Below are 25883 nucleotides of genomic sequence, written 5' to 3'. Positions count from 1 at the left end.
ATTGCACCGCTAAGGGGGGCTCCACCGGTTATCCACTTACCGGGCTCCGGCGCCCGACCGGCCGTGGGCGGGCGCCAGAGTTGGTGGTGCGGCAACCGCCGCTCACGCCGCGTGGGCAGGGTCCACGTCGATGAAGAAGGAGCTGTCATGGGAATGCGGATGCAGCAGCACGGCACGGTGGAGGATCCGGGGCAGAGGGGAGGGGATGCCTTCTCGAAGGAGGTGCCGGTGGACGTGACGCAGGGTGGCCGGTCCGGGGGCGGGACGGTGTGCCCGGTGATGCCCTTGTCGGTAGCCTCCGCGGTGCCGGGCGGACGGGTGCAGATCAGGCCAGCGCTGGTCGGACGCACGCCGTTCGGGCAGGGGCAGGACGGCCAGGCGCAGATCGTGCCGCTGTCATCCGTCGGCATGGCTTCCATGGGCGCAGCTTCCATCGTGTCGGCGACCGGCACGGGAGGGACCGGCACGGGAGGTGAGCGCAGCCTGCCGACCGGTGACCGGGTCACCCCGATCGACCCGATCGACCCGATCGACCCGATCGGCCGGGGTGATCGGGCTGCCCGCCGTGCCGGAGCCCGGCGCCGGAGATCGGACGACAGGGTGACCCGGCACCGTCGGGACGCCGTGGACCGGGAAGCAGGCATGGCGACCGCCGAATATGCGATCGCCACCCTGGCTGCGGTGGGGTTCGCCGCGCTGCTGGTCGCGGTCCTGTCGAGCGGGGAGGTCAGAGGGCTGTTGATGTCCCTCATCACGTCTGCGCTGAACTTCGGCTGATGCGTGGCGGCCGGGAGGGATCGAGGCACGGTACGGCGCGGGACTCCGCTGCACCCGCATCCGCCGCACCCGCAGCCGTGGCGTCGGCATCCACCATGCCGGCACCGACGGCACGGATCTCCGCGGTGCCCCTAGCCGCGGTGCCCCTAGCCGCGGTGCCCGCGCCCGCGACGCCCGCATCCAAAGTGCCGACACCGACAGCGCGTCGACGCCGTGACGGTCATGGGATAGGCGCAGCACGGGCGTCGGGAGCGCAGTCGGAGCTGCTGCAACAGGGCTCCGTCACTGCCGAGGTCGCTGTCGTGCTACCCGTCCTGGTCTTCCTGCTCGCCCTCCTGATCGGCACGGCCCATGTCGGTGCCACGCAGCTCCGGCTCGAGGAGGCGGCCCGAGCCGGGGCGCGTGAACTCATGCGGGGTGAGAGCAGCGAGTCCGTGCAGGAGACGGTGCAGCGACTCGCAGGGACCGCGGCGTCGGCGCGGATCGTCTCGGGTGCTGGCTGGACGACGGTGGAAGTGCGGGCTCATGTGGACGGCCCCCTCGTCGACCTGCTGGACATCGAACTGCACGCTTCGGCGTCGGGGAAGGAGGAACACGATGGGTAGGGCGGCACCGCCGGCACGGCAGTCCCGCGGCGACCGGGAAAGGGGTGCCGGGACCCTGCTCATGGCAGGGCTCGCGTTGATGGCACTACTCCTGATTGCAGCTGCCGCCCTCCTGCTCCAGGCTGCTGCGGCCGCGTCGAAAGCGGCGACCGCAGCCGATCTCGCAGCGCTCGCGGCGGCGGACGTCGCCAGGGGGATCACCCCGGGTGACCCGTGCACGGCCGCGGGAGAGGTGGCGCACCATCACGGTGCGACGCTGCAGGCGTGCTCGGTCGGCGGAACAGGGCCCGGGACGGCCGTGGTCCGAGTCTCGATCAGCGGGCGCGGCCTGCTTCCGGACGCGGTCGGCGCGGCGAGGGCGGGGCCGCCGCCGTGAGGGGATCGGGGTATGGGGCTCAGCGCCCGCCGCCCGCCGCCCGCCGTCCTCCGGTCGGTGGTCGGTGATCGGTGGTCGATGGTCGGGGACACGGGACGTGGAGGCGGCGGGAGACCGCCCCCCGCGAGGGCCACCTGCTGGAACCGCTCAGCCTGCCGTTGCCGCTCGACCGTGCGCGGAGGCGGAGGCAGAGGTGGAGGCGGAGGCTGGCGTTGGCGTTGGCGTTGGCGCTGCGGCGTCGACCGCCGAGCCGGCGGACGACGTCACGGGTTCAGCGGGCGCCACTGTGGCATCGGGGCCGACGCCCTGCGCGGAAGCACGTGCCGCCTGGTTGAGGATGAGGGACAGCACCGCGACGGCGCCGCCCTTGCTCAGGGGGTTGTTCCTGTTGCCGCACTTCGGGGACTGCACGCACGAGGGGCAGCCGGACTCGCACTCGCAGGCCTCGATGGCGTCGCGGGTCGCCGACAGCCAGGTGCGGGCAGCCTCGAATCCGCGCTCGGCGAAGCCCGCACCCCCGGGGTGCCCGTCGTACACGAAGATGGTCGGCAGGCCCGTGTCGGCGTGCAGCGCCGTCGAGACACCTCCGATGTCCCATCGGTCGCTCGAGGCGACGAGCGGCAGCAGTCCGATCGCAGCGTGTTCGGCGGCGTGGAGCGCTCCGGGCAGCTCCTCCGCGAGGATGCCCTCTGCCTCGAGCAGTTCGGGGCTGATCTCGAACCACACGCTCTTCGTGAACAGGTCCCGGGCCTCGAGCTCCAGGGGTTCCTCCCCCAGGATCTCGTTGGAGGAGAACGCCTTGCGCTGGAAGGACACCACCTGGGTGGTGACCTTCACATCGCCGAAGTTCGCGAGGACCCCGCCCCACAGGGCGCTGACGTCGCGCCCGATCACCTCGATCTGCGTGACGTCCCGCGCCTGGGTGTAGTAGTCGGGGTGGGCCCGGGACACGATGGCGCAGTGGTCCTGTTCGTTGAGCTCCTGCACCACGAACGTCCGGCCCTGGTGCACGTACACAGCACCCGGGTGCGCCTGGTAGTGGCTCTGCGGCGAGTCCATGGTCCCCAGCAGGGCGCCCGAGTCCGCGTCGACGATGTTGATGGGGCCGCCGCCGTCGGCCCGGAGGTTGACCATCGCCGCGGCGCTCTGGGGGTGGGTCCAGAACCAGCCCGCGGGGCGTCGCCGCAGGAAGCCCTGCTCGCACAGGGTGCCGAGCAGGGCCTCAGACGTCGCCCCGAACAGTTCGAGGTCCGCCTCCGTGAGGGGCAGCTCGGCCGCTGCGGCGCACAGGTGGGGTCCGAGCACGTAGGGATTGGAGGGATCGAACACCGTGGCCTCGACGGCGAGGTCGAACACGGCCTCCGGATGGTGCACGAGGTAGGTGTCGAGGGGGTCGTCGCTGGCGACGAACGCGGCGATGGCGTCCTGGCCGGACCGCCCCGCCCTGCCGATCTGCTGCATGAGGGACGCGCGGGTTCCCGGCCAGCCGGCCACGAGGACGGCGTCGAGGCCGGAGATGTCGATCCCGAGTTCCAGGGCGGAGGTGCTGGCCACTCCCAGCAGCTCACCGCTGCGCAGCGACGACTCGAGCGCCCGCCGCTCCTCGGGCAGATAGCCCGAACGGTAGGCCGCGATGCGGTGCGGCAGGTTCGGGTGCACGTCCTCGAGCATCCGCCGGGTGGTCTGCGCGATGCTCTCCGCCCCGCGCCGGGACTTGATGAACGCGATGGTCCTCACCCGGGCGGAGATCAGGTTCGCGAGCAGGTCGGACGTCTCGGCGATGACCGTCCGCCGGGAGGGCGCCCCGTTCTCGCCCTTCAACCCGGTGAGCTGCGGCTCCCAGAAGGCCACCGTGGTGGAACCGTGCGGTGAGCAGTCCTGGTCGACGGCCCGCGCGGGAGCACCGATCAGCCTGCTGAAGGATGCCGCGGGCGCCGCGGAGGTGGCCGACGCCCCGATGAACACGGGATGCGCGCCGTAGCTCGCGCAGACCCGGCGCAGCCGCCGCAGGAGGTTCGCGACGTGGGAGCCGAAGACGCCGCGGTAGCTGTGCGCCTCGTCGATGATGACGAACTTCAGCCGGCGGAAGAACCGCGCCCACCACGTGTGGTTGGGGAGGATCCCGTAGTGGAGCATGTCGGGATTGGCGAGGACCAGATTGGCGTGGTCGCGGATCCAGCGGCGGGCGCCGGACTCCGTGTCGCCGTCGTACGTCTCGGCGCGAACGGTGGGCAGCTTGAGCGCGTTGACGGCCGAGAGCTGGTCCGCCGCCAGTGCCTTGGTGGGTGCGAGGTAGAGGGCCACCGACCCGTTCGGGGCGAGCGTGGCCCGGTTCGCCAGTTCGCTGCGGTGGATCTCGTCGAGCACCGGCAGCTGGTAGCAGAGGGACTTGCCGGACGCGGTGCCCGTGGCGACGATGGTGTGTTCGCCGTCGTGCGCGGACGTGGCGCCCTCCACCTGATGACGCCAGGGCTCGTGCACGCCGCGCGCGGCGAAGGCGGACACTACGTCGGGGTGGACCCACTCCGGCCACGGGGCGTGCTCGGCGTCCCGCGCGGGGATCTCGCGGACATGCAGCAGCTGCTCGGGGTCGGGTCCACCCCCGAGCAGGGGGATCAGGGAGTCGTGTGCAGCCACGCCGCCATTCTCCCATCGGCCTGCGGACGGGGAGGGCGGATCGGGTCCTTATCCTCTGATGACGAACACATCGATCAGGTGCTGCCACCCGAGGAATTCATACAGCGCCCGCCCGTCGGCGGAGGCCATGAGAAGGCCCAGGGTGACGTCGTCGTCCAGGACGTCGGCGGTGAGGGCCCGCATCACGTAGCTGCCCAGCCCGCGCCGCCGGAAATCCTCCTCGGTGACAATCCGGTCGTAGACCGCGTACTCGCCGACCGCGGACACGGAACCACGGGCGGCCAGGCGCCCGTGGGAGTGGACCGTGACACGGCGGCACGCCCCGTCGCGGATACGACCGAGGACGAAGTCGTCGCCGGGCGCCCTGGGCTCCTCGACGTCCTGTCCGGCCATGTCGACGCTCATGAGCGACTGCCGACGGTCGGTCACGCGCATGCCCAGCGGGGCGGCGGCGTCGATCAGCTCCTGCATCCGGCCGGTGACGACGGTCAGCACCCGCAGGGGGTCCTGCCGGGTCTCCGCGGCCACGTCGAGGAACTGCTCGGTGGTGGGTTCGAAGAGGAAGTGCTCCGTCTGGTCCTGCTGGTCGGTCAGGAGGACCGAGGTGGTGCGGCCGTCGTCGTGCGGCTCGTAGCCCCTGCACGCGGACCACCCGGTGATCCACGTGTCGAGAAGTGCTTTGTCTGCTTGTGCGCCCATGTGCTGAACCCTAGTTCCCGTCGCGGGCGTTGGACATAGAGGGCCGCGAGCCTGACCGTTCCGAGACGCGAAGTACGCTTTAACGTGTGTCGACGAACCGGATCGCCCTTTATTACGCCTTCGCTCCGCTGACCGATCCCGAAGCGATACGGCTGTGGCAGCGGGCTCTCTGCGAGAGGTGGGGGCTGCGCGGCAGGATCCTCATCTCGAAGGACGGCATCAACGGCACCGTGGGCGGCGAGGTCGGCGCGGTGAAGCAGTACGTGAAGGCCACGCGAGAGTATCCGGCGTTCAAGGGCATGGAGATCAAGTGGTCCGACGGCGGTGCCGACGACTTCCCGCGCCTGAGCGTCAAGGTCCGCGACGAGATCGTGTCCTTCGGCGCCCCCGGTGAACTGAAGGTCGACGAGAACGGCGTGGTGGGTGGCGGCACGCACCTGAAGCCCGAGGAACTGCACGCGCTGGTCGACGCCAAGCGCGCGGCGGGGGAGGAGGTCGTCTTCTTCGACGGCCGGAACGCCCTCGAGGCGCAGATCGGACGGTTCAAGGGCGCCGTCGTGCCCGACGTGCGGACCACCCACGACTTCGTCCGCGAGCTCGACTCCGGCCGGTACGACGACCTCAAGGACAAGCCCGTCGTGACCTACTGCACGGGTGGGATTCGCTGCGAGGTGCTCTCCAGCCTCATGGTGAACCGCGGCTTCCAGGAGGTCTACCAGCTCGACGGCGGGATCGTCCGCTACGGGGAGAAGTACCGCGACACCGGGCTCTGGGAGGGATCGCTGTACGTCTTCGACAGGCGCATGCACCTCGAGTTCAGCGACGACGCCGTGACCCTCGGCAAGTGCGTGCGGTGCCATGCGCCCACGAGCACCTTCGAGAACTGCTCCAACCCCGCCTGCCGCAACCTCACCCTGTACTGCGCGGGGTGCGCCGCCGACCCCGTCACGCTGCGCTGCCCGCAGGGCTGCGAATCGGACGAGGACGAGGCGACGACCGCGGGCGCCGCATGACGCCCCTTCCTGCCGGACACCGGGAGTTCGACGACGACGTCGCGTCCGCGCCGTCCAGCATGGACGCCGCAGCCCTCGAAGCCCTCGCCGCCGATCTGACGTCCCTCGACTACACGGTCGACGGCGTCGGCGCCCTCCTGGGCGGCCCCGCCTACTCGGCGCTCGGCCGGGGACAGCTCGTGCCGGCCCTGCTGGAGGTCCGGCGCCTCCTCGGAGACGGCGACACCACGGACGCAGGGGACACCGGTGCCGGGGACCCGCGTGCCGTGGACCCGCATGCCGTGCCCGTGCTCCTGTGGCTCCTCGGCGAGGACGTGGCGGAGCACCTCCTCCGGACCGCCTTCCCCTCGATCGGTGTCGCCGGGCTCGAACGGCTCCGGCTCATCGAAGGGGTCCCCCAGGATGCCGCGGGACCCCGCCCGGCGCCCGGCGGGACGAACCATGCCCCGCGCGCCTGGCGTGCCGCCGTCGAGCTCCGCCCCTACGCCTCCGACGTCGGCGGCAGCCTCTGGGTGGCCAGCGATCTCGGCTCCGAGCAGCGTCCGGGGCCGCTGCCCCACGACCATGTCCTGGGGATCGGCGGTGCGTCGCTGACCCTGGCGCAGACCGTGATGAGGGCTCCCGTGGACCGGGCGCTGGACCTCGGCACGGGCTGCGGCATCCAGGCCTTCCATCTCCTGTCGCACGCACGCCATGTCACCCTGACCGACATCTCCGTGCGTGCGCTCGCCTTCGCGCGTTTCAACCTCCTGCTGAACGCCCCGGCCCTCGGCCTCGACCCGCAGCGACTCGGCGAGCGGGTCAGCTTGCGTCTCGGCAGCCTGCTCGAGCCGGTCGAGGGCGAGCGGTTCGACCTCGTGGTGTCCAACCCGCCCTTCGTGATCACCCCGCGCACGGGTGACCCGGCCGGGTCCTACACCTACCGCGACGGCGGACTCGCCGGGGACGCCATCGTGGAGACCCTGGTCCGGGAGCTGCCCGGCGTCCTCCCACCGGGCGGGGCGGCGCAGCTGCTCGGCAACTGGGAAATCACCGAGGGCACCGGCTGGGAGCGGCGGATCCGCGGCTTCGTGCCGCCCGGCGTCGACGCGTGGATCATCCAGCGCGAGCAGCTGACCCCCGTACAGTACGCGGAGACGTGGCTGCGGGACGCCGCCGAGAACCGGGACCGCGACGCCTACCTGCGGAGCTTCGCCGACTACCTCGCGGACTTCGCCTCCCGGGACGTCGAGGGCATCGGGTTCGGCTCCGTGTGGCTGCGGCGCCCACGGAATCCGGGCGGCCTCGTGCGCGTGACGCTCGAGGAGATCACGCACGAGATCGAGCAGCCGGTGGGCCCCCACCTGGCGGCCGCCATCGGACGGGCGGACTGGCTCGCCGAGCACACGGAGCAGGCCGCGTCCGGTGTCGGCCTCGCCGACGAGTTCCTGCTCGTGGCCGACGACGTCACCGAGGAACGGCACCAGCGGCCCGGGGCGGAACACCCCGGCGTCATCCTGCTGCGGCAGGGGGCCGGGCTGCGCCGCACCACCCTGCTGAGCACGGAGCTCGCGGGCTTCGCGTCCGCGTGCGACGGCGATCTGACGGCGGGACAGATCGCCGGCGCCCTGGCGATGCTGCTGGATCGTCCCGACTCGGCCTTCACCTCGGAGCTGCTCGTCGATGTGGAGCAGCTCGTCCGCGAAGGGTTCCTGATTCCGGCCCCCTGAAACCACCGGTTACCCTTGTGCAGGTACTCATGACGCATACTGGGGGAGCGCGGCCAGCGGCATTCGGACCGGATGCCCGCGTTCGATCCGCGGCATCGCACCCGTATTCATAGGAGAGAAGTGCCGACCAAGGCCACGGACAAGAAGCACGGCAAGAAGCTCGTCATCGTTGAGTCCCCCAGCAAGATCAAGAGCATCTCGGGTTACCTCGGTGAGGGTTTCCAGGTCGCGGCGTCCATGGGGCACATCCGCGACCTGCCCCAGCCGTCCGACCTCCCCGCCGAACTGAAGAAGTCCTCCGTGGGCAAGTTCGCGGTGGACCTCGACAAGGACTTCGAGCCCTACTACGTGGTCTCCCCGGAGAAGCGGAAGACCGTCGCCGAGCTCAAGGCGGCGCTCAAGGACGCCGACGAGCTCTACCTCGCCACCGACGCCGACCGCGAGGGCGAGGCCATCGCCTGGCACCTGCTGCAGGTCCTGAAGCCGAAGGTCCCCGTCTACCGCCTGACCTTCGGCGAGATCACGAAGGAAGCCGTCACCCGTGCGCTCGGGGAACTGCGCGACGTCGACATCCCGATGGTCGACGCCCAGGAGACCCGCCGCATCCTCGACCGCCTCTACGGCTACGAGATCTCTCCCGTCCTGTGGCGCAAGGTGGCCCGCGGTCTGTCCGCCGGCCGCGTGCAGTCGGTGGCGACGCGCCTCGTCGTCGAGCGGGAACGCGAGCGCATGGCGTTCCGTGCGGCGTCGTACTGGGACCTGACCGGCACCTTCACGCCCGAGGACTCCGCCAAGGGCGGCGCTTTCCCGGCCAAGCTCGTGGCCGTGGACGGCAGTCGCATCGCCTCCGGCAAGGACTTCTCGGACCGTGGTGAGCTGAAGGCCGCCAACGCCGTCCGGCTCGACGAGGACGCCGCGCGTTCACTCGCCACGGGCCTGGAGAGCGCCGCGTTCGAGATCCGCTCCGTCGAGACCAAGCCCTACACGCGCCGTCCCGCCGCGCCGTTCACCACGTCCACCCTGCAGCAGGAGGCGGCCCGCAAGCTGCGCTTCAGCTCGAAGGTCACCATGCAGGTGGCGCAGCGGCTGTACGAGAACGGCTACATCACCTACATGCGTACCGACTCCTCGGCGCTCTCGGACCAGGCCATCAATGCTGCCCGCCGGCAGGCGTCCGAGCTGTACGGCCCGGAGTACGTCCCCGAGGCGCGCCGCGTGTACAAGGGCAAGGCCAAGAACGCGCAGGAGGCCCACGAGGCCATCCGTCCCGCGGGCGACTCGTTCCGCACCCCGGCGCAGGTGGCGCAGTCCCTCCGCGGCGACGAGTTCCGCCTGTACGAGCTGATCTGGAAGCGCACCGTCGCCTCGCAGATGGCCGACGCGAAGGGCTCGACCGCGTCCCTGCGCCTCGGCGCGCGGAGCACCGACGGCCGCGACGCCGAGTTCGCCGCCTCCGGCACGGTCATCACGTTCCGCGGCTTCCTCGCCGCCTACGAGGAGGGCCGCGACGCGGGCCGCTCCGAGGACGGCGTGGACGACGACGCGCAGGGCACCCGCCTGCCCGACGTCGCCAAGGGCGACCCGCTCGGTGCGACGGCGATCGAGGCCGTCGGCCACGAGACCTCGCCGCCCCCGCGCTACACCGAGGCGTCGCTCGTGAAGGTGCTCGACGAGCGCGGCATCGGTCGCCCGTCGACCTACGCGGCGACGATGTCCACGATCATGGATCGCGGCTACGTGAGCACCCGCGGGCAGGCCCTCGTGCCGAGCTGGATCGCGTTCTCCGTGGTGCGCCTGCTCGAGGAGCACTTCAACGACTACGTCGACTACGACTTCACGGCGGAGCTCGAGGAGGACCTCGACCGCATCTCGCGCGGTGAAGCGGGCCGCGTGGAGTGGCTCAACCACTTCTACTACGGCGATCGCAAGGACACGGGCCTGCACACGATCGTCTCCGAGCTGGGCGAGATCGACGCGCGCAGCATCAACTCGGTGGAGATCGCCGACGGCATCACGCTGCGCGTGGGCAAGTTCGGCCCCTACCTCGAGAAGCCGCTGCCCGCGGACGCCCCGGAGGGCACCGAACCGCAGCGCGCCAACGTGCCCGAGGACCTCGCGCCCGACGAGCTGACCGTCGAGAAGGCCCTCGAGCTGATGGAGGCCCCCACCTCGCAGGAGCGCGTGCTGGGCACCGATCCCGAGACGGGGCGCACCATCGTGGCCCGTGACGGCCGCTACGGGCCCTACGTGATCGAACTGATCCCCGAGGTCACCGCGGAGGACCTCGCGAACCAGCCGGTCGAGTACTACAAGAACGGCAAGCCGAAGCCACCGAAGAAGCCCGCGAAGGTCAAGCCGCGCACGGGGTCCCTCTTCAAGTCGATGTCGGTGGACACCGTCACGCTCGAGGACGCCCTGAAGCTCATGAACCTGCCGCGCGTCCTCGGGACGGACGAGGACGGCAAGGAGATCACGGTGCAGAACGGTCGCTTCGGCCCGTACCTGAAGAAGGGCAGCGATTCGCGGTCCATCGGTTCGGAGGAGGAGATCTTCACGATCACCCTCGAGCAGGCCCTGGAGATCTACAAGCAGCCCAAGCAGCGCGGCGGCCGGACGGTCACGCCTCCGCTCGCCGAGTTCGGCGAGGACCCCGTGACGGAGAAGCCCATCGTGGTGAAGGACGGCCGGTTCGGCCCCTACATCACCGACGGCATCACCAACATCACGGTGCCGGGCAGCATGGCGATCGAGGAACTGACGCGTGAGCAGGCGATCGACATGCTCGCGGAGAAGCGGGCGAAGGGCCCGGCGCCGAAGAAGACCACCCGGCGGGCGCCCGCCAAGCGCAAGGTCGCGGCGGGCAAGTAGCCCTGGCGCGGCACGCGGACACTGACCACAAGCGGGAGTAGAGCTGGAAGCGCGGGAACAATGCGGCTAGGTGTGCTGGACATAGGGTCGAACACGGTCCATCTGCTACTCGTGGATGCCCACCCGGGAGGACGGCCGGTGCCGTTCGCGTCCCACAAGAAGCCCCTGCAGCTCGTGGCGTACCTCGACGAGCAGGGCAGGATCTCCCGGCGAGGCCAGGACGAGCTCGTCGGGTTCGTCCGCGAGGCCCGGGCGTTCGCTGCAGGGCACGACGCCGAGGACTTCCTCGCGTTCTGCACCTCGGCGATCCGCGAGGCAGGGAACGGCAGCGAGGTCCTGGCCCGCGTGCGGGAGGAGACCGGCGTGGACCTCCAGGAGCTCTCGGGCGACCAGGAGGCCGCTGTCACGTTCCAGGCGGTCCGCCGCTGGTACGGCTGGGGCGCGGAGTCCATCCTCAACCTGGACATCGGAGGCGGCTCCTTCGAGATGGCCATGGGGACGGACGAGCTCCCGGAGGTGGCGCTGTCCGTGCCGCTCGGTGCCGGCCGGCTCACCCGCGACTGGCTGCAGGGCGACCCGCCGTCGGCCAAGAGCGTGAAGGAGCTGCGCCGCTATATCAGGGCGACGCTCCGCGAGGCCGTGCCGCAGTTCGCGCAACTCGGTGAGCCGCACCTCGTCGCGGGCACCTCCAAGACGTTCCGGTCGCTGGCCCGGATCGCCGGCGCCGCGCCGTCCGCCGCCGGGCCGTTCGTCCGGCGGGAGCTGCGCCTCGAGGACCTCACGCTGTGGACCAAGCGGCTCGCCGCCATGAGCGCCGCCGACCGCACGAACCTCGACGGCGTCTCCGACCTGCGGGCGCCCCAGGTGCTCGCCGGTGCGCTCGTGGCCGAGTGCGCCCTCGAACTGTTCAAGGTGCCGTCCATGGACATCTGCCCCTGGGCGCTGCGCGAGGGACTGCTGCTGCGACGCTTCGACGCCAAGATGTTCGACGCCGATGAACCGCTGCCGGGGGCCGGGGTGGGACACGCCCAGCTCGACTCCATGCGGCGTACGGCCCTGCCCAGGGGGGCCTGACATGGCCGGACCCGCCGGCGGCCTGCCCGCCATCCCGGTGGCCCTGTCCAGTGCCTCCGTGTACCCGCTGGCGGTCCACGATGCCTTCGCGCTCGCGCAGGATCTCGGCTACGACGGCGTGGAGGTGATGGTCACCAACAACTCGGTGAGCCAGGACCCGGACCAGCTCGCCGTCCTCAGCGAGCGGTACGGCATGCCGATCTTCGCGATCCACGCGCCGACCCTGCTCCTGACGCAGCAGGTGTGGGGCAAGGCCTGGACGAAGATCGAGCTGTCCGCGGCCATGGCCGCCGAGGTCGGAGCCCGGACCGTGGTCACCCACCCGCCCTTCCGCTGGCAGACCGGCTACGCGGAGGAGTTCCCCGAGGGGATCGCGCGGGTGGCTGCGGAGTACGGCGTCGAGATCGCCGTCGAGAACATGTACCCGTGGAAGGTCCGGGGCCGCGAGGCGAAGGCCTACCTGCCGCACTGGAACCCCGTCCCGGAGCCCTATGAGCGCATCACGTGGGACTTCTCGCACGCAGCGATCGCGGGCATGGACTCGTACGAGGAGATCCGTGCGCTCGGCGGGAGGCTGGCGCACGTGCACCTGACCGACGGGACACCGAACGGCAAGGACGAGCACCTGCTGCCGGGCCAGGGGGAACAGCGGTGCGCCGAGGCCCTCGGCCACCTCGCGGCGTCCGAGTGGGACGGCGTCGTGGCCGTGGAGGTGAGCACGCGCCGCGCGCGCGGCGCAGGGGAACGTGAGGAGTGGCTGGCGGAGACGCTGCGCTTCGCGCGGGAGCACCTGCGCCACTGAGGCCTCGCGCACGGTAGACCGGTGGGCCCGTCGGGTCGGGTCGGGTCCGGTGAGACTGCATCGAACGTGCCCGGTGGAACCCCGTTAAGAAGGGAGGCGCCGGTGGACCGTCCAGATGTTGGGGGGATCATCTGGTGCCACCGGCGCCGGACCGGATCAGGACATCCGGTCTCACTCGCACCCTTATGAGGTATCCCCAACACTAGGACCGGTCCTTGTGCCGGAGCACCGAGGAGGCTGGGAGAACGCTGGGCGCGTGCGTGGCAGGATGGGGCCATGACACCTCCAGCCGCGCAGCGCATCGCCTTCCTGGGCTGCGGATCCATGAACGAGTCCATCCTCGCCGGGCTGCTGGCCGCGGGCCTCGACCCGGTGCTGGTCACCGCCACCGTACGCCGGTCCGCCCGGGCCGCGGAGCTGGCGGAGCGCCACGGCGTGAAGGCCCTCGCCACCGCCGACGACGACGCCGCGAACGTCACCGCCGCGCAGGACGCGGACGTCGTGGTGCTGGGCGTGAAGCCCGTGGGCATCGTGCCTCTGGCCCGGGAGATCGCGGCCGCCCTCAAGCCGTCGGCCGTCGTCGTGAGCGTCGCCGCCGCGGTGTCCCTCGCGATGATCGAGGACGCCCTGCCCGAGGGTCAGCCCGTCATCCGGTCGATGCCCAACACGCCGTCACGGCTCGGCAGGGGAGTGCTCTCCATCTCCGCCGGGTCGAGCGCCGGCCCGGAACTCATGGCGCAGGCGCGCGAGCTCCTGCGGCCCGCCGGTACCGTCGTCGAGATCCCCGAGGACCAGGTGGATGCACTGTCGGCCGTCAGCGGCTCCGGCCCCGCCTACGCGTTCTTCCTGGCCGAGGCGATGGCCGCAGCCGGCGTCGAACTCGGCCTCGACGCGGAACTCTCCGCGCTGATCGCCCGGGAGACGGTCGCGGGGGCGGGCTTCATGCTGGCCGAGGAGGGTGCTGACGCCGCAGCCCTCCGCAGGGCCGTCACGAGCCCCAACGGCACCACGCAGGCCGCCATCGAGACGTTCGAGGCGCGGGGTCTGGCGGACGTCGTCGCCGACGGGGCCCGGGCCGCGACGGCGCGGGCTGCGGAGATCACGCGCGGGTTGGCGGTCCCGCCGTCGTCCTGACAGGGCGAGCGGACGAGGTGGACAGTGCGGACGGTGCGGACGGTGCGGACGGTGTGGACCGTTCGGGCAGTGATGCCCAGACGACCAGCAGGGCGACCGGCAGCACCACCCCGAGACCCGTGAAGAGACGCAGCGGCAGGGGCCCTTCACCGGACACCGTGCCGGTGAGCGTGAGGGTGACCGTGATCGAGGAGAACATCATCACGGGCACGAGGACGGCGAGCAACACGTGGCTTACCGTCCGTCGGGCGCCCGCGTGCTGCCGGGCCACCACGTAGCCGACCGGCAGGACCAGCGCGATCCACACCCAGTGGTGGAACCACGAGATGGGTGAGATCGCGAGCATCACCACGGCATTGGCGGTGACGGCCCGGAGGGTGTCGCCGTCGCGGAGGGCCCGCCGGATCGCGACATAGCCGACGGCGACGACGGCCAGCGAGGCGAGAAGCCAGACGGGTCGCTGCACGCTCGCGCCCAGCCCCGACTGCGCGACGATCGAGTTGAGCGAGACGTTGTAGAGGTCCGCCGTCGCGCCGACGCGGGAGGCGTCGAACAGCGCATCGAGCCAGAAGGCCGCCGACTCCCGGGGCGCCAGGAGCCACCCGAGGGCCACCGTCCCGCCGAACGACGCCGCCAGCCAGGCCAGCGACCGCCAGTCGCGCCGGGCGAGAAACACCAGGCCGAACGCGAGCGGTGTGAGCTTGATGCCGGCGGCGATCCCGATCAGCACGCCGGACGGCAGGCGCGTGGACCGCAGCAGATCGGCGAGGATCAGGACCATCAGGAGTGCGTTGACCTGGCCGAAGCCGAGCCCCTCCCGCCATGGGCCGCTGATGCCGATGAGCAGCATCGCCACGAGGACCGCTGCGGCCGCCCGCCAGGGGGCGGCCCCGCCGGCCGGCGTCGCGGCACGCAGGTAGCGCACGACGACGACGGCCACGCCGACGAGGCAGAGGCACGAGAGCGCCGTGACGATGCCGAGCCCCACCGGTGCCGGCACCAGCGCGAGCGGGACGAAGAGGATCGCGGCGAACGGCGGGTAGGTGAAGGGAAGCCCGCGCGTGTCCGTCTGCACGAGCGCGTCGTCGTACAGCTCGGTGTCGCCGGCGCGTCCGAGCAGCGCGAGTGCGCCCTGCCGGTACACGGACAGGTCCAACCCGTGGATCTGCGCCGCCAGGACCACGACGGCGAGCACCAGCGCCCCAGCGAGCGCGACGACTGCCGCCCCGAGGGGCCCGAGGCCTGCGAGGAGCCCGCGGGGTCCCTGGGACTCGTGGGGCTGGGACTCGTGGGGCTGGGGCCCGACGGGCGGGTGCGACCGGGCAGCTGCGGCGCGGTCACGCCGGCGCGACCCGCCGGAGGCTCTCACGCGGCCCGCCCGGGGAGCAGCGCCGGGCACCCTAGGGCCGGCCGGCAAAGCGCTCGAGCAGGTCCACGTGACCGGACACGATCAGCATGTCCCGGCCGGAGACCTTCGTGTCCGGGCGGGCATACGTGAAGTCCTCGCCCGGCGATTTCACGCCCACCACTGTGACGCCGTACTTCGAGCGCACGGAGGACTCCGCGAGCGTGAAGCCCTGGGTCTCCTTCGGCGGGTACATCTTCACGATCGCGAAGCCGTCGTCGAACTCGATGAAGTCGAGCATCCGGCCGCCCACGAGGTGCGCGGCGCGCTGTCCGGCGTCGGCCTCGGGGTAGATCACGTGGTTGGCGCCGATGCGCTTCAGGATCTTGCCGTGCGAGGGGGTGATCGCCTTGACCCACAGGTGGTCGATGCCGAGATCCACGAGGTTGGCCGTGATGAGCACGCTGGATTCGATCGAGGTGCCCACTCCGACGACGGCGGCCGAGAACTCCTGCGCGCCGAGCTGCCGGAGGGCGTCGATGTTGGTCGCATCCGCCTCGACCACGTGGGTGAGGATGCCCGAGAACTTCTGGACCAGCTGCGGGTCCCGCTCGATGGCCAGGACCTCGCGGCCCTGCCGGACGAGCTGCTCGGCCGTGGCGGCACCGAAGCGGCCGAGCCCGATCACGAGGACGGGTGCGTTGTGGGCGGGTCTTTCAGCCAATGATCGGCCTCTCGTCGGGGTAGCGGTACAGCGTGCTGCGTTGCCTCAGCGCCAGGGCCGAGGCGAGGGTGATGGTGCCCATCCGCCCTGCGAACATCAGGGCGGACAGGATGTACTTGCCCGCCGGGGGCAGTTCGGCGCTCAGGTTGGTACTGAGGCCGACGGTGGCGAACGCCGAGATGACTTCGAAGACCACCTTGTCCAGGGACTCGTCGGTGAGCGCGAGGATGAGACCGCTGGCCACCAGGACGAGCGTCGCGCCCATGAAGATCACGGAGATGGCCACGCGCATGACGCCGTGCGGGATGGTGCGGCCCCAGACGCGGACGTCGGTGTCTCCACGCGCCTCCGCGACGATGGCGAGGAACATGACGGCGATCGTGGTGACCTTGATGCCTCCGGCGGTCGACGCCGAACCGCCGCCCGCGAACATGAGGGCGTCGGTGAGGAGCATCGTCGTCGAGTTCATGTCGTTCTGGTCCACCAGGTTGAAGCCGCCGGAGCGCGTCATGACCGAGGCGAAGAGGGCGTGGATGGACTTGTCGACGACGCCGAGGTTCGAGATGGTCCGATCGTTCTCCCACTCGAGGAAGCCCCAGGCGAAGGTCCCCGCCACCAGGAGGATCAGCGAGACGTACACCGTCAGCTTCGCGTGCAGCGTCCACTTGCTGAAGCGGTGCCGTACCTGGACGAGGACCATGATCACCGGGAAGCCCAGGCTGCCGAGGAAGACACCGACCATGAGTGGCGTCAGGATCCAGAGGTCGGTCTCGTAGGGCACCAGACCGTCGCTGTGCGGGGTGAAGCCGGCGTTGTTGAAGGCGGAGATCGAGTAGAAGACGCCGTGCCAGAGCGCCTGCCACCAGGGTTCGCCGAGGATCATGAAGCGGGGGATCAGCACGACGGCGAGCACGATCTCGATCACCACCGAGGTGGTGATGACGATCCGCAGGAGCGTGCCGATCTCACCGAGGCGGCTCGCGTTGTTGAGGGCTTCCTGGGCCAGCAGCTTGCCGCGCACCCCGAGTCGCTTGCTCACGATCAGGGCGAGGAGGGAGGCGAGGGTCAGGGTCCCCAGCCCGCCGATGAAGATGCCGAACAGGATCACCAGCTGGCCGAAGAAGGACCAGTGCGTGGCAGTGGAGACGACGGTGAGGCCGGTGACGCAGACCGCCGACACCGCGGTGAAGAAGGCGTCGTGGAGGGGTGTGACCTGCCTGTCGCTGGCTGCCACGGGCAGGCTGAGCAGTACCGTGAAGACGAGGATGACACCGCTGAAGATGAAGAGGGCGAGCCGGGCGGGGGAGCTGTTCGCGAAGGAGTCGACGAAGTCGCGGACCGAGGCCAGCAGCCTGACGTATCCGTGTCGATCGTCCGTCAGCCACCGTGGCTGTTGACTTACCATTGACGCCCGCTCTGCCCCGTTTGCTGGTCCTCCCGCCGAAGCGGCACCGTGTCCACCCGCGCCGGTCCCCAATAGGGGTGGATGCGGTGGATTGTCCTTGCAGTAGTAAAGCATCCCATCCGGGTGCGTCGCCGGGATATCGCCCATCGCGTACCCTTGCAGGGATGTCTATGCACTCGAGGTCAGCGGTGCCCCTCCAGGTCGTCTGGAACGAATCGATGCTGGCCTACGACTTCGGCGGCGGGCACCCGATGAACCCGGAGCGGCTGCATCTCACCGCACGCCTCGTCCGCGACTGCGGTCTGCTCGACCTCGACGGCGTGGTGGTCGCCGAGCCGTCCGTCGCGTCGGACGAGGACCTCGCGACGGTCCACAGCCCCGACTACATCCGTGCCGTCCGGCACGTGAGCCGCAACCCGGAGGCCTCCGACGCGGCCCGCGGGCTCGGCACGGAGGACAACCCGGCCTTCGCGGGCATGCACGAGGCCAGTGCCCGGCTCGCCGGCGGGTCCCTCGGTGCAGCGGACGCGGTCCTCTCGGGCAGGGCCGTCCGGGCGGTGAACTTCGGCGGAGGGATGCATCACGCCGCACGGTCGCGGGCGAGCGGGTTCTGCATCTACAACGACGCCGCGGCCGCCGTGCAGCGCCTGCTCGACCGCGGCGCGCAGCGCGTCCTCTACATCGACGTCGACGCCCATCACGGCGACGGCACCCAGAGCATCTTCTGGAACGACCGGCGCGTCATGACCGTCTCGCTCCACGAGACGGGGATGAGCCTCTTCCCGGGCACGGGCTTCGCTGCAGAGATCGGCGGCCCGGATGCGGAGGGCTACGCGGTGAACGTCGCCCTGCCCACGACCGCCGGGGACGCCGCGATCCTGCGGGCCTTCCACGCCGTCGTCCCGCAGCTCGCCGCAGCGTTCTCGCCGGATGTCATCGTGAGCCAGCACGGGTGCGACTCCCACCGGGAGGACCCCCTCACCAACCTGCGGGTCAGCGTCGACGCCCAGCACGCCATGATGCTCGCCGTCCGGGAGCTGGCGGACCGCCTGTGCGAGGGCCGGTGGATCGCGACGGGCGGGGGCGGGTACGCCCTCGCGAGCGTCGTCCCGCGGTCCTGGGCCCTGCTCGTCGCCGTCGCGGCGGGAGCGACCACGGGCCCCAGGACCCCTGTGCCGGACGCCTGGCGCGAGTATGTCCTGGAGCGGCACGGTATGGAGGCGCCGAGCCTCATGGGCGACGGGGCCGACACGTGGTGGCGTTCGTGGGAGGTCGGCTACGACCCCGACGACGATCTCGACCGCACCGTGATGGCCACGCGGAAGGCCCTCTTCCCCCTGCACGGCCTCGACCCCTGGTTCGACTGAACGCGCGGCACGCCGCAGGATGCCGTGGGGCGTATATATCGCTAGGGTGGGCGGATGGGAATCGATGATGTATTCGCCGTCATCGCCGAAGGCACACGCCGGCAGATCCTGCGGCAGCTGCGCGACGGCGACATGGCGGTGGGCGAGCTCGTGGTCGAACTGCAGGTGAGCCAGCCGACGGTGTCCAAGCACCTGAAGGTCCTGCGGGAAGCAGGGCTCGTCACCATGCGCGCCCAGGGCCAGAAGCGTTACTACTCGCTGGAGACGGCGCCGCTCGGCCACGTCCGGGAGTGGCTCGCGGGCTTCGACATGGAGGGTCTCCCGGACGGGCTGCCGGCCGACGCCGGCGCGCAGCACGATCGTCCCGCTCCGCTGCCCGAGGCCCTCGCGGAGACGATTGCCGCCGTCGACCCCGAGCCGGCCGACGCCGGGGTGCTGGCTGCGGCGGTCCTCGCAGGGCCGGCGCCCACGGAGGTGGACGTCCCGCGCCCCCAGATCGGCAGGACCATGGGCCGGGCGGCCGAGCGGGCAGCCGATCTGCTCTCGCAGCTGCGCCGTCGTCGCGATCCGTCCTCGTAGGAGCGTCCAGGCGCCCGGGAGATCGGTGGTGCAGCGGTCCGCGAAGGGCTTTCACATCCGTCACTCCAGCCACTACAGTGATCCGATAGACGGATAATCCTTTTGCTACAAGGCGACACGCCGGACGGGGTCGCCCCGCGATAAGCTTCTCGATGCCGGTCTCAGGTGAAGCGCGGTCCCATGCAAAGGAAAAGTGGTGAGATGGCAGACGGGAATTCCTTCTCGGATGTGCAGTTCCTGACGGTCGCGGAGGTGGCCGACCTCATGCGCGTGTCGAAGATGACCGTGTACAGGCTCGTCCATGCAGGGGAGCTGCCGGCTGTGCAGTTCGGCCGCTCCTACCGTGTCCCCGAGTCCGCCGTCGGGAACTTCCTGCGCAGCGCCCAGGTGGACGGGCAGTCCGAGAGCGCCTGAGTCCCGGCCGTCCGGCCTGTTCTCCAAACGGATGTACGCTGTTAAGGAGCGTTTTGGGCGGGCTTTCGGCCCGCCCGACTTCATCAGGGCAGCTGCCACCAGGCACGTGCCTTCCGCCACCAGTGCTGGCTCACCGGCTTCAGGCCGCGGTCCGCGCTGGCACCACGACCGTCTGTGAGGACTCTATGGGTTCAGTAATCAAGAAGCGCCGCAAGCGTATGGCGAAGAAGAAGCACCGCAAACTGCTTCGCAAGACGCGTCACCAGCGCCGCAACAAGAAGTAGCCAGCCGCCCGGCCTCGAGCCGGTGCGCGCCGACCGGCCCGGATCCCCGCCCCTGTGGTGGGGGCCCGGGCCGTCGTCGTTCGCGGGCGGGATGCTGGATCAGGACGGGCTGGCCGCTGCATCAGGACGGGCAGGACGCTGGATCAGGACGGGCAGGACGCGGGATCAGGACGGGCCCGCCGCGACGGCGGAACGTGGTCAGCGGCTCCGGAAGCGTGAGAAGCCGCGCCACAGACCGTAGACGGACCCGGCGACGGTGGCAGCACGCAGGCCGAACGTGGCGGCGCGGCGTCCGCTGCGGAAGTCGTACACGGGCCAGTTGTTCGCGCGGGCATGGCGTCGCAGTCTGCTGTCCGGGTTGATGGCGACGGGGTGGCCGACGACGCTCAGCAGGGGGATGTCGTTGTAGGAGTCGCTGTATCCCCAGCACCGTGCGAGGTCGAGGTTCTCGCGTTCCGCGAGGATCAGGACGGCGGCCGCCTTGGCCGGGCCGTGCAGGAACTCGCCGACCAGCTTGCCCGTGTAGAGGCCGTCGGCTACTTCCCCCACCGTCCCGAGGGCGCCGGTCAGGCCCAGCCGGCTGGAGATGACGCCCGCCACCTCCACGGGGGTCCCCGTCACGAGCCAGACCTGCCGGCCGGAGGAGAGGTGCTGCTCGGCCAGGGCGCGGGCGCCCGGCCAGATCTTGGACGCGATCATCTCGTCGTAGACCTCCTCGCCGAGCGCCAGGATGTCCTCGTGGGCGATGCCGATGGCGAAGGCGAGGGCGGCATCGCGCACCGAGTTCACGTCGGTCATGGTCTCGCCGCGCATGATGAAGCGGAGCTGCTTCCATGCCAGGCCTGCGGCGAAACGCAGGGTGAACGCCTTCCGCTGGTACATCTTCCGGGCCACATGGAAGAGGCTCGCGCCCCGCATCATGGTGTTGTCGACGTCGAAGAACGCCGCTTCCCCCCTGAGGGGTGCCGGGGGCTCTGGGAGGGGCTGCGTGGCCCGGGCGGCGTCCGGCATGTTCGTAGTGTAGTTCTTCCCTCCCCGCCCCTCTGCCGACCCTCGCCGCGGCGCGGCAGTACGGTGGGGGGATGGAAACGCCAGCCGAGATGCCGGGCCCCGGCGTCGTGCTCCTCACCCGCCCCGAGTGCCACCTGTGCGAGAATGCGCGGGCGGTGGTGGCGCGGGTGACGGCCGACGTCGGGCTGGGCTGGCGGGAGCTCTCCGTGGTCGAGGCACCCGCGCTCGGGGAGCGCTTCGCCGAGGAACTGCCGGTCCTGTTCATCGACGGCGTGCAGCGCGATTTCTGGTCGATCGACGAGGCTAGGCTCCGCCGGCTGCTGTCCCCGACGCCGGGTGCGTGAGCCGGCCGAGGCTTCCGATCGCCGGCTTGGTGACCCCGCACGCTCGGCATACAGTGGGGGTACTTCCGCCCCCGACGACGAGGTGCCGGAGGGCCCGCCCGCCCACCGCGGACGGTGGCGCTAGCAACGGAGCCGATGACAGTGACACCACCGGACATGCCAGGCCTCCACCCCGTGGGGGACGGAGCCCGCCACATCCCGCCCGCCTCCGTGGCCCGCCTCACCATCTACCTGCGGGCCCTTAACGCGCTGCTGGCGGAGGGTACCGAACGCGTGTCCTCGGAGGAGCTGGCGGACGCGGCCGGGGTGAACTCGCCGATGCTGCGCAAGGACCTCTCCTACCTGGGCTCGTACGGAACCCGGGGGGTCGGCTACGACGTGCAGGTCCTCAACCGCCAGATCTCCCTCGCCCTCGGCCTCACCCTCGACTGGCGGGTGGCCATCATCGGGGCCGGTAATCTCGGCCGCGCGCTCGCCGGGTACTCCGGCTTCGTGTCACGGGGCTTCGAGATCGTGGCGCTCTTCGACGCCGACCAGCTCGTGGTGGGGGCGGAGGTCGGCTACCTCCGCGTCAACGCCGTCGACGACCTCGAGGCGGTGCTGGAGAGGACGCGCACCAACATGGCGGTGCTCTCCGTGCCCGGGGCGGTCGCCCAGGAGCTGTGTGACAGGCTCGTTGCAGCGGGCATCTCGAGCATCCTCAGCTTCGCGCCCGTGGTCCTGCAGGTGCCGCCGCACGTGCAGCTGCGCAAGGTGGACATGGCCACGGAACTGCAGATCCTGGCCTATCACGCACAGAGGGCGCAGGAGCCGGACCTCGGTCCGATCTCCCGCGCCCAGTGATCATGACGCGGCGGAACCGCCGCGGGCTGTGCCTACCCGCTCAGTACCCGAATTTCTGCGGCACGAAGTAGGGCCGCGCGGGCTTCAGCCAGGTCATCACGACACCCGCGACGCCGAGGAGCATCACGAGCACGCTGAGGGCCGTCGCCAGTCCGGAGGTGGGCGGGATGGCCTGACCGCTCGTCGCGGCCGCCTCGCTCGCGAGCGGCGTGAGCAGCAGGGTCGAGGCGACCGCCAGGACGTCGAGCGCCGCCAGCACGGTCGCGGTGATGCGAGCCCAGTTCTGGCCACGCCGGATGAAGAGGGCCAGGACCACGTAGATGGCCGTGAAGACGACGGCGAACACCAGCCCGAACGCCACACCCACGGACGCACCGGGGAGGCCTGCCGTGTCCATCGTCAGCGAGGTGATGACGGAAGAGACGAGGTACAGGGCGCCGGCCGCCAGGATGAGGTAGTAGGCCCTCATGACCTCCCTCGGTGCCGGGCCCTTGTCCGCCTGCTGAGGCAGCGCACCGCCGCCGGGATACGCGTAGGGCTGGGCCGCCTGGTAGCCGGGCTGGCCCTGCTGGCCGTACTGGCCTGGCTGGCCGTACTGGCCTGGCTGGCCGTACTGACCCGGCTGGCCCTGCTGGCCCTGCTGGCCGTACTGGCCCGCCGGCGTCTGGCCGCCGCTCGTTCCGGGCGGGTTCCAGGCCTGCCCGCCCTGCCCTGTTCCTGGGTCGTCCTGTGGCGTGCTCATCTCGGCGTCCTCCGTTGCGCTGCGGTGCGGTCATCCGTGCGCCGGTGCCCCCATTGGACGTACCCGGCGCGGATGTGGTCACTGCAAGACTAGTTCGTCGGTTCCCGGCCGGAACAGGGCCCAACGGCAACAGCCGGCGCCGTCACGGGGACGGCGCCGGCTGGTGCGGGCGGCTCGAAGGCCGCAGAGGATCAGCTGGGTGGATCAGGCCGGACGAATCAGGCCGGTGGGTCGGATCGGGTGGATCAGACCGTCGCGACGACGGGGGCCACGAAGGCTGCCTCGATGGTGATGGTCACCTTGTCGCCCACCAGCACTCCGCCGGCCTCGAGGGCCGCATTCCAGGTGAGGCCGAAGTCCTTGCGGGAGATGCTCGTGGAGGCGGAGACGCCCGCGCGGGTGGCGCCGAAGGGGTCCACGGCCACGCCGTTGAACTCGGCGTCGAGCACCACGGACTTGGTGATGCCGCGGATGGTCAGGTCGCCGTGGATGCGGTAGGTCTCGCCCGAGCCCTCGTGGGAGGTGGAGACGAAGGTCATCTCGGGGAACTCCTCGACGTCGAAGAAGTCGGCGCCCTTGACGTGGCCGTCGCGGTTGGCGTCACCCGAGGTGAAGGAGGCGGTGCGGATGGTCGCCGAGATGCTGGAGTCCTCGAGCGAGGACCCCACGGTGAGGGAGGCGTCGACGTCGCCGAAGGAGCCGCGCACCTTGCTGATGCCGGCGTGGCGGACGCTGAACCCGACCTCGCTGTGGGCGGGGTCGAAGGACCAGGTACCTGCGGTGAGGCTGGAGGGAACAGTCATGATGAACTCCTGAGGGTGGACCGGACGATCTGTACGTCAAAGATAAGCATGCGTATGCATGATTTATTCCACGAATCAGTCAAATGTTCAACAAACCACGCCGTACCGCGGGTCGAGGTGCGGGTTCACCGATTCGCACTCGTGCACGAGCATGCGGGAAACTGGAGGAATGCAGCGATCAACCGTCCACCTGGTGCGCCACGGTGAGGTCCACAACCCCGAGGGTGTCCTGTACGGACGCCTCCCCGAATTCCACCTCTCCGACCTGGGCCGCCGGATGGCCGCACAGATGGCCGGCCACTTCGAGGAACGGCGTCGCTCCGGGGCCAACATCGTGCACCTCGTGGCCTCCCCGCTCGTCCGGGCGCAGGAGACGGCGCAGCCGGTCGCGGAGGCGCTCGGCCTCGACATCACCACCGATCCGCGCATCATCGAGGCGGACAACCGGTTCGAAGGGATGTCGCGGATCAAGAGCCGGCTCCGCCAGCCGCGCTACTGGCCGCTGCTCGTCAACCCCTTCCGGCCGTCGTGGGGCGAGCCCTACGCCCAGCAGGCCGAGCGCGTGCTCGCGGGCGTGCAGGATGCGCGCCGCCGCGCCGTGGAACGCGCCGGGGACACCTCGGACCGCCCCGCCGAGGCCATCCTGGTCAGCCACCAGCTCCCCATCTGGGTCACGCGGCTCGCCGCGGAGCACCGCCGGCTGTGGCACGACCCGCGGCAGCGTGAGTGCACCCTCACGTCGATCACGTCGATCGACTTCGTGGGCGACACCATCGAGCGGGTGCGCTACGCCGAGCCCTGTGCCGACCTGCTGCCCGGTGCGGCGAATGTCCCCGGGGCGTAATAGAATTACTACACGTCGTAGAAATCAACGGAAGATGCCGTGACTTCAAGCATTCGCTCCACGAAGCGTCGTCGCCTGCTCACGCTGGGGATGGCACTGGCCTTCACCGTGCCCGTCTCGCTCGCGGTGACGTCGTGTGCGGCCGAGGACCCGCTCGCGCAGCAGGCGGCCGCGGGCGACGGCAAGAACTACATCGCCGGTGACGGTTCCGTCACCGAGTACGCCGAGGCGGACCGGGGCGAGCCCGTCGAGGTCACGGGAGCCCTGTTCGACGGCACCTCCGTGTCCAGCGAGGAGTGGGACGGCCAGGTGACCGTCCTCAACTTCTGGTACGCCTCCTGCGCCCCCTGCCGCGAGGAGGCTCCGGACCTGGTGTCGCTGCACGACGAGTTCGGCCCGCAGGGCGCCGCCTTCTATGGCGTGAACATCCGCGACGAGCGTGCGACGGCCGAGGCCTTCGAACGCAGCTTCGGCATCCCCTACGGCAGTTTCGACGACAAGGACGGCAGGGTGCTGCTCGACATGACGCAGTACGTGCCGCCGCAGGCCGTTCCCACGACGATCGTCCTCGACCGCGAGGGGCGGGTCTCCGCCCGGATCCTCGGCCTCGCGGACCGCAGCACGCTCAAGGCCCTGATCGCCGATGCCCTTGCCGAGTAGCGCGCCTGTCGCGCCGTGCCGATGAATCCCCCGACGATCCTGCCGGTGTCCGTCCCGCTCGCCGCGGGGAACGGCTTCGCCGACGCCGTCCTGAACGGTTCGATGCTGCTCGCCCTGCCGGTGGCCCTGCTGGCCGGCCTCGTCTCCTTCGCCTCACCCTGTGTCCTGCCGCTGGTTCCCGGGTACCTCGGGTACGTCACGGGACTGACCGGGGTGGACCTCGAGAAGCAGAAGAGGGGGCGCATGGTCGCGGGGATCGGACTGTTCGTCCTCGGTTTCTCCGCGGTCTTCATGGCCTACGGCACGCTGTTCGGGCAGCTCGGCGCGTTCCTGCGTGTCTCCCAGGGGTGGCTCATCCAGGTGTTCGGCGTCGTCGTGATCCTCCTGGGGATCGTCTTCATGGGCGGCCTCTCCTGGTTCCAGCGTGAGAGCCGCGTGCACGCCAGGGTACCGGCCGGCCTGGTGGGGGCACCCCTGCTCGGTGTCACCTTCGGCCTCGGCTGGGCGCCGTGCATCGGGCCCACCCTCGGTGCCGTCCAGTTGCTCGCCATCTCCGGCGACGACGCCACGGCCCTCAAGGGCGCCGTACTCACGTTCGTCTACTGCGTGGGGCTCGGGTTGCCGTTCGTCCTGATCGCGCTCGGCGTGCGCCGCGGCATGGGGGCACTCGCGTTCTTCCGCAAGCACCGGCTGCTCCTGCAGCGGGCCGGGGGCGGGATGCTCGTGCTCGTCGGCGTCCTCATGGTGAGCGGCGTCTGGAACCTGCTCATCACGCAGCTGCAGGATCTGCTGATCGGGAACGTGGTCCTGCCGATATGACCCGC

26 protein-coding genes are annotated in these 25883 nt (G+C 70.6%); 18 read left to right on the top strand and 8 right to left on the bottom strand.

The window, feature by feature from the left end; all coding sequences use genetic code 11:
* The first annotated feature begins 147 nt into the window (after window positions 1-147).
* The 3 genes from V6S67_RS14585 to V6S67_RS14575 all read left to right on the top strand — a co-directional run bounded on the left by V6S67_RS14585 (window position 148) and on the right by V6S67_RS14575 (window position 1758).
* A complete protein-coding gene (locus tag V6S67_RS14585) occupies window positions 148-777 on the top strand; it encodes a DUF4244 domain-containing protein (RefSeq protein ID WP_334210911.1) in 630 nt (209 codons plus the stop codon).
* A 227-nt stretch (window positions 778-1004) separates the two neighbouring features.
* On the top strand, window positions 1005-1382 hold the full coding sequence (locus tag V6S67_RS19995) for a TadE family type IV pilus minor pilin (RefSeq protein WP_442884887.1): 378 nt from the start codon (window positions 1005-1007) through the stop codon (window positions 1380-1382).
* Window positions 1375-1758, top strand: a complete 384-nt coding sequence (locus V6S67_RS14575) for an Rv3654c family TadE-like protein (RefSeq protein WP_334210909.1) — start codon at window positions 1375-1377, stop codon at window positions 1756-1758. Before V6S67_RS19995 ends, V6S67_RS14575 begins: the two co-directional genes overlap by 8 nt.
* 147 nt (window positions 1759-1905) lie before the next feature.
* Here the strand turns inward: V6S67_RS14575 and V6S67_RS14570 are convergent, their stop codons facing one another.
* Window positions 1906-4395 carry a DEAD/DEAH box helicase gene (locus tag V6S67_RS14570; protein WP_334210908.1) on the bottom strand — a complete coding sequence of 830 codons (2490 nt, stop codon included), beginning with the start codon at window positions 4393-4395 and terminating at the stop codon, window positions 1906-1908.
* A 48-nt stretch (window positions 4396-4443) separates the two neighbouring features.
* On the bottom strand, window positions 4444-5094 hold the full coding sequence (locus V6S67_RS14565; RefSeq protein ID WP_334210907.1) for a GNAT family N-acetyltransferase: 651 nt from the start codon (window positions 5092-5094) through the stop codon (window positions 4444-4446).
* A gap of 86 nt (window positions 5095-5180) precedes the next feature.
* On the opposite strand from V6S67_RS14565, the gene trhO reads away from it, so the two are divergent.
* The 6 genes from trhO to proC all read left to right on the top strand — a co-directional run bounded on the left by trhO (window position 5181) and on the right by proC (window position 13694).
* Window positions 5181-6107 (top strand): oxygen-dependent tRNA uridine(34) hydroxylase TrhO, encoded by a 927-nt coding sequence (trhO, locus tag V6S67_RS14560; RefSeq protein ID WP_334210906.1) that lies wholly within the window; start codon window positions 5181-5183, stop codon window positions 6105-6107.
* Window positions 6104-7816 carry a DUF7059 domain-containing protein gene (locus V6S67_RS14555; RefSeq protein WP_442884812.1) on the top strand — a complete coding sequence of 571 codons (1713 nt, stop codon included), beginning with the start codon at window positions 6104-6106 and terminating at the stop codon, window positions 7814-7816. The genes trhO and V6S67_RS14555 overlap by 4 nt, the downstream gene beginning before the upstream one ends.
* A 120-nt stretch (window positions 7817-7936) precedes the next feature.
* Window positions 7937-10684, top strand: coding sequence for a type I DNA topoisomerase (gene topA, locus V6S67_RS14550; protein WP_334210905.1), 2748 nt, complete (start codon window positions 7937-7939; stop codon window positions 10682-10684).
* Between the two features lie 60 nt (window positions 10685-10744).
* On the top strand, window positions 10745-11758 hold the full coding sequence (locus V6S67_RS14545) for a Ppx/GppA phosphatase family protein (RefSeq protein WP_334210904.1): 1014 nt from the start codon (window positions 10745-10747) through the stop codon (window positions 11756-11758).
* A gap of 1 nt (window position 11759) precedes the next feature.
* Window positions 11760-12560 (top strand): sugar phosphate isomerase/epimerase family protein, encoded by an 801-nt coding sequence (locus V6S67_RS14540; RefSeq protein ID WP_334210903.1) that lies wholly within the window; start codon window positions 11760-11762, stop codon window positions 12558-12560.
* Window positions 12561-12836: 276 nt separating this feature from the next.
* A complete protein-coding gene (gene proC / locus V6S67_RS14535; protein WP_334210902.1) occupies window positions 12837-13694 on the top strand; it encodes a pyrroline-5-carboxylate reductase in 858 nt (285 codons plus the stop codon).
* Here proC and V6S67_RS14530 read toward each other — a convergent pair.
* From V6S67_RS14530 to V6S67_RS14520, 3 genes are read right to left on the bottom strand one after another with little or no spacing between them, the layout of a single operon-like run.
* Window positions 13660-15063: a glycosyltransferase 87 family protein gene (locus tag V6S67_RS14530; protein ID WP_334210901.1), complete on the bottom strand. Its 1404-nt coding sequence runs from the start codon at window positions 15061-15063 to the stop codon at window positions 13660-13662. The two genes, proC and V6S67_RS14530, sit on opposite strands and share 35 nt — an antisense overlap.
* A 31-nt stretch (window positions 15064-15094) precedes the next feature.
* Window positions 15095-15763 (bottom strand): potassium channel family protein, encoded by a 669-nt coding sequence (locus V6S67_RS14525; RefSeq protein WP_334210900.1) that lies wholly within the window; start codon window positions 15761-15763, stop codon window positions 15095-15097.
* Window positions 15756-17168, bottom strand: coding sequence for a TrkH family potassium uptake protein (locus V6S67_RS14520; protein WP_334210899.1), 1413 nt, complete (start codon window positions 17166-17168; stop codon window positions 15756-15758). The genes V6S67_RS14525 and V6S67_RS14520 overlap by 8 nt, the downstream gene beginning before the upstream one ends.
* A 170-nt stretch (window positions 17169-17338) precedes the next feature.
* Here V6S67_RS14520 and V6S67_RS14515 point away from each other — a divergent pair, with 170 nt between their 5' ends.
* The 4 genes from V6S67_RS14515 to V6S67_RS14500 all read left to right on the top strand — a co-directional run bounded on the left by V6S67_RS14515 (window position 17339) and on the right by V6S67_RS14500 (window position 19812).
* Window positions 17339-18535, top strand: a complete 1197-nt coding sequence (locus V6S67_RS14515) for an acetoin utilization protein AcuC (protein WP_442884886.1) — start codon at window positions 17339-17341, stop codon at window positions 18533-18535.
* Between the two features lie 54 nt (window positions 18536-18589).
* Window positions 18590-19114 (top strand): ArsR/SmtB family transcription factor, encoded by a 525-nt coding sequence (locus V6S67_RS14510; RefSeq protein WP_334210897.1) that lies wholly within the window; start codon window positions 18590-18592, stop codon window positions 19112-19114.
* Window positions 19115-19315: 201 nt separating this feature from the next.
* The gene (locus tag V6S67_RS14505; protein WP_334210896.1) at window positions 19316-19528 is read left to right on the top strand and encodes a helix-turn-helix domain-containing protein; all 213 of its coding nucleotides are present in this window, start codon (window positions 19316-19318) and stop codon (window positions 19526-19528) included.
* A gap of 185 nt (window positions 19529-19713) precedes the next feature.
* Window positions 19714-19812: a 30S ribosomal protein bS22 gene (locus tag V6S67_RS14500; protein WP_003792170.1), complete on the top strand. Its 99-nt coding sequence runs from the start codon at window positions 19714-19716 to the stop codon at window positions 19810-19812.
* Between the two features lie 198 nt (window positions 19813-20010).
* Here the strand turns inward: V6S67_RS14500 and V6S67_RS14495 are convergent, their stop codons facing one another.
* Window positions 20011-20823 (bottom strand): HAD family hydrolase, encoded by an 813-nt coding sequence (locus V6S67_RS14495; RefSeq protein ID WP_334210895.1) that lies wholly within the window; start codon window positions 20821-20823, stop codon window positions 20011-20013.
* 89 nt (window positions 20824-20912) lie between these two features.
* On the opposite strand from V6S67_RS14495, the gene V6S67_RS14490 reads away from it, so the two are divergent.
* Window positions 20913-21167 carry a glutaredoxin family protein gene (locus V6S67_RS14490; protein WP_334211612.1) on the top strand — a complete coding sequence of 85 codons (255 nt, stop codon included), beginning with the start codon at window positions 20913-20915 and terminating at the stop codon, window positions 21165-21167.
* Window positions 21168-21302: 135 nt separating this feature from the next.
* Window positions 21303-22010 (top strand): redox-sensing transcriptional repressor Rex, encoded by a 708-nt coding sequence (locus V6S67_RS14485; protein WP_334210894.1) that lies wholly within the window; start codon window positions 21303-21305, stop codon window positions 22008-22010.
* Window positions 22011-22050: 40 nt separating this feature from the next.
* Here the strand turns inward: V6S67_RS14485 and V6S67_RS14480 are convergent, their stop codons facing one another.
* A complete protein-coding gene (locus tag V6S67_RS14480; RefSeq protein WP_334210893.1) occupies window positions 22051-22752 on the bottom strand; it encodes a hypothetical protein in 702 nt (233 codons plus the stop codon).
* Between the two features lie 245 nt (window positions 22753-22997).
* Window positions 22998-23555, bottom strand: a complete 558-nt coding sequence (locus V6S67_RS14475) for a YceI family protein (protein ID WP_334210892.1) — start codon at window positions 23553-23555, stop codon at window positions 22998-23000.
* 169 nt (window positions 23556-23724) lie between these two features.
* Here V6S67_RS14475 and V6S67_RS14470 point away from each other — a divergent pair, with 169 nt between their 5' ends.
* Genes V6S67_RS14470 through V6S67_RS14460 form a run of 3 tightly spaced genes read left to right on the top strand, consistent with a single transcriptional unit; the run spans window position 23725 to window position 25878 of the window.
* Complete coding sequence (locus V6S67_RS14470; RefSeq protein WP_334210891.1) at window positions 23725-24399, top strand: histidine phosphatase family protein; 675 nt, start codon at window positions 23725-23727, stop codon at window positions 24397-24399.
* Window positions 24400-24438: 39 nt separating this feature from the next.
* Window positions 24439-25059, top strand: a complete 621-nt coding sequence (locus tag V6S67_RS14465) for a TlpA family protein disulfide reductase (RefSeq protein WP_334210890.1) — start codon at window positions 24439-24441, stop codon at window positions 25057-25059.
* Between the two features lie 21 nt (window positions 25060-25080).
* Complete coding sequence (locus V6S67_RS14460; RefSeq protein WP_334211611.1) at window positions 25081-25878, top strand: cytochrome c biogenesis CcdA family protein; 798 nt, start codon at window positions 25081-25083, stop codon at window positions 25876-25878.
* Window positions 25879-25883 lie beyond the last annotated feature (5 nt).

Source organism: Arthrobacter sp. Soc17.1.1.1, assembly GCF_036867195.1.
Classification (GTDB): Bacteria; Actinomycetota; Actinomycetes; order Actinomycetales; family Micrococcaceae; genus Arthrobacter_D.
Note: the sequence above shows the minus strand (reverse complement) of the source record. Positions and strands in the feature narration are given on the sequence as shown.

What these genes read in the sequence shown, in the direction of transcription:
- V6S67_RS14585 (WP_334210911.1), top strand. Translation starts at nt 148, where the DNA reads ATGGGAATGCGGATGCAGCAGCACGGCACGGTGGAGGATCCGGGGCAG.
- V6S67_RS14575 (WP_334210909.1), top strand. Translation starts at nt 1,375, where the DNA reads ATGGGTAGGGCGGCACCGCCGGCACGGCAGTCCCGCGGCGACCGGGAA.
- V6S67_RS14565 (WP_334210907.1), bottom strand. Translation starts at nt 5,094, where the DNA reads ATGGGCGCACAAGCAGACAAAGCACTTCTCGACACGTGGATCACCGGG.
- V6S67_RS14555 (WP_442884812.1), top strand. Translation starts at nt 6,104, where the DNA reads ATGACGCCCCTTCCTGCCGGACACCGGGAGTTCGACGACGACGTCGCG.
- V6S67_RS14545 (WP_334210904.1), top strand. Translation starts at nt 10,745, where the DNA reads ATGCGGCTAGGTGTGCTGGACATAGGGTCGAACACGGTCCATCTGCTA.
- V6S67_RS14540 (WP_334210903.1), top strand. Translation starts at nt 11,760, where the DNA reads ATGGCCGGACCCGCCGGCGGCCTGCCCGCCATCCCGGTGGCCCTGTCC.
- proC (WP_334210902.1), top strand. Translation starts at nt 12,837, where the DNA reads ATGACACCTCCAGCCGCGCAGCGCATCGCCTTCCTGGGCTGCGGATCC.
- V6S67_RS14520 (WP_334210899.1), bottom strand. Translation starts at nt 17,168, where the DNA reads ATGGTAAGTCAACAGCCACGGTGGCTGACGGACGATCGACACGGATAC.
- V6S67_RS14515 (WP_442884886.1), top strand. Translation starts at nt 17,339, where the DNA reads ATGCACTCGAGGTCAGCGGTGCCCCTCCAGGTCGTCTGGAACGAATCG.
- V6S67_RS14510 (WP_334210897.1), top strand. Translation starts at nt 18,590, where the DNA reads ATGGGAATCGATGATGTATTCGCCGTCATCGCCGAAGGCACACGCCGG.
- V6S67_RS14505 (WP_334210896.1), top strand. Translation starts at nt 19,316, where the DNA reads ATGGCAGACGGGAATTCCTTCTCGGATGTGCAGTTCCTGACGGTCGCG.
- V6S67_RS14500 (WP_003792170.1), top strand. Translation starts at nt 19,714, where the DNA reads ATGGGTTCAGTAATCAAGAAGCGCCGCAAGCGTATGGCGAAGAAGAAG.
- V6S67_RS14495 (WP_334210895.1), bottom strand. Translation starts at nt 20,823, where the DNA reads ATGCCGGACGCCGCCCGGGCCACGCAGCCCCTCCCAGAGCCCCCGGCA.
- V6S67_RS14490 (WP_334211612.1), top strand. Translation starts at nt 20,913, where the DNA reads ATGCCGGGCCCCGGCGTCGTGCTCCTCACCCGCCCCGAGTGCCACCTG.
- V6S67_RS14485 (WP_334210894.1), top strand. Translation starts at nt 21,303, where the DNA reads ATGACAGTGACACCACCGGACATGCCAGGCCTCCACCCCGTGGGGGAC.
- V6S67_RS14480 (WP_334210893.1), bottom strand. Translation starts at nt 22,752, where the DNA reads ATGAGCACGCCACAGGACGACCCAGGAACAGGGCAGGGCGGGCAGGCC.
- V6S67_RS14475 (WP_334210892.1), bottom strand. Translation starts at nt 23,555, where the DNA reads ATGACTGTTCCCTCCAGCCTCACCGCAGGTACCTGGTCCTTCGACCCC.
- V6S67_RS14470 (WP_334210891.1), top strand. Translation starts at nt 23,725, where the DNA reads ATGCAGCGATCAACCGTCCACCTGGTGCGCCACGGTGAGGTCCACAAC.
- V6S67_RS14460 (WP_334211611.1), top strand. Translation starts at nt 25,081, where the DNA reads ATGAATCCCCCGACGATCCTGCCGGTGTCCGTCCCGCTCGCCGCGGGG.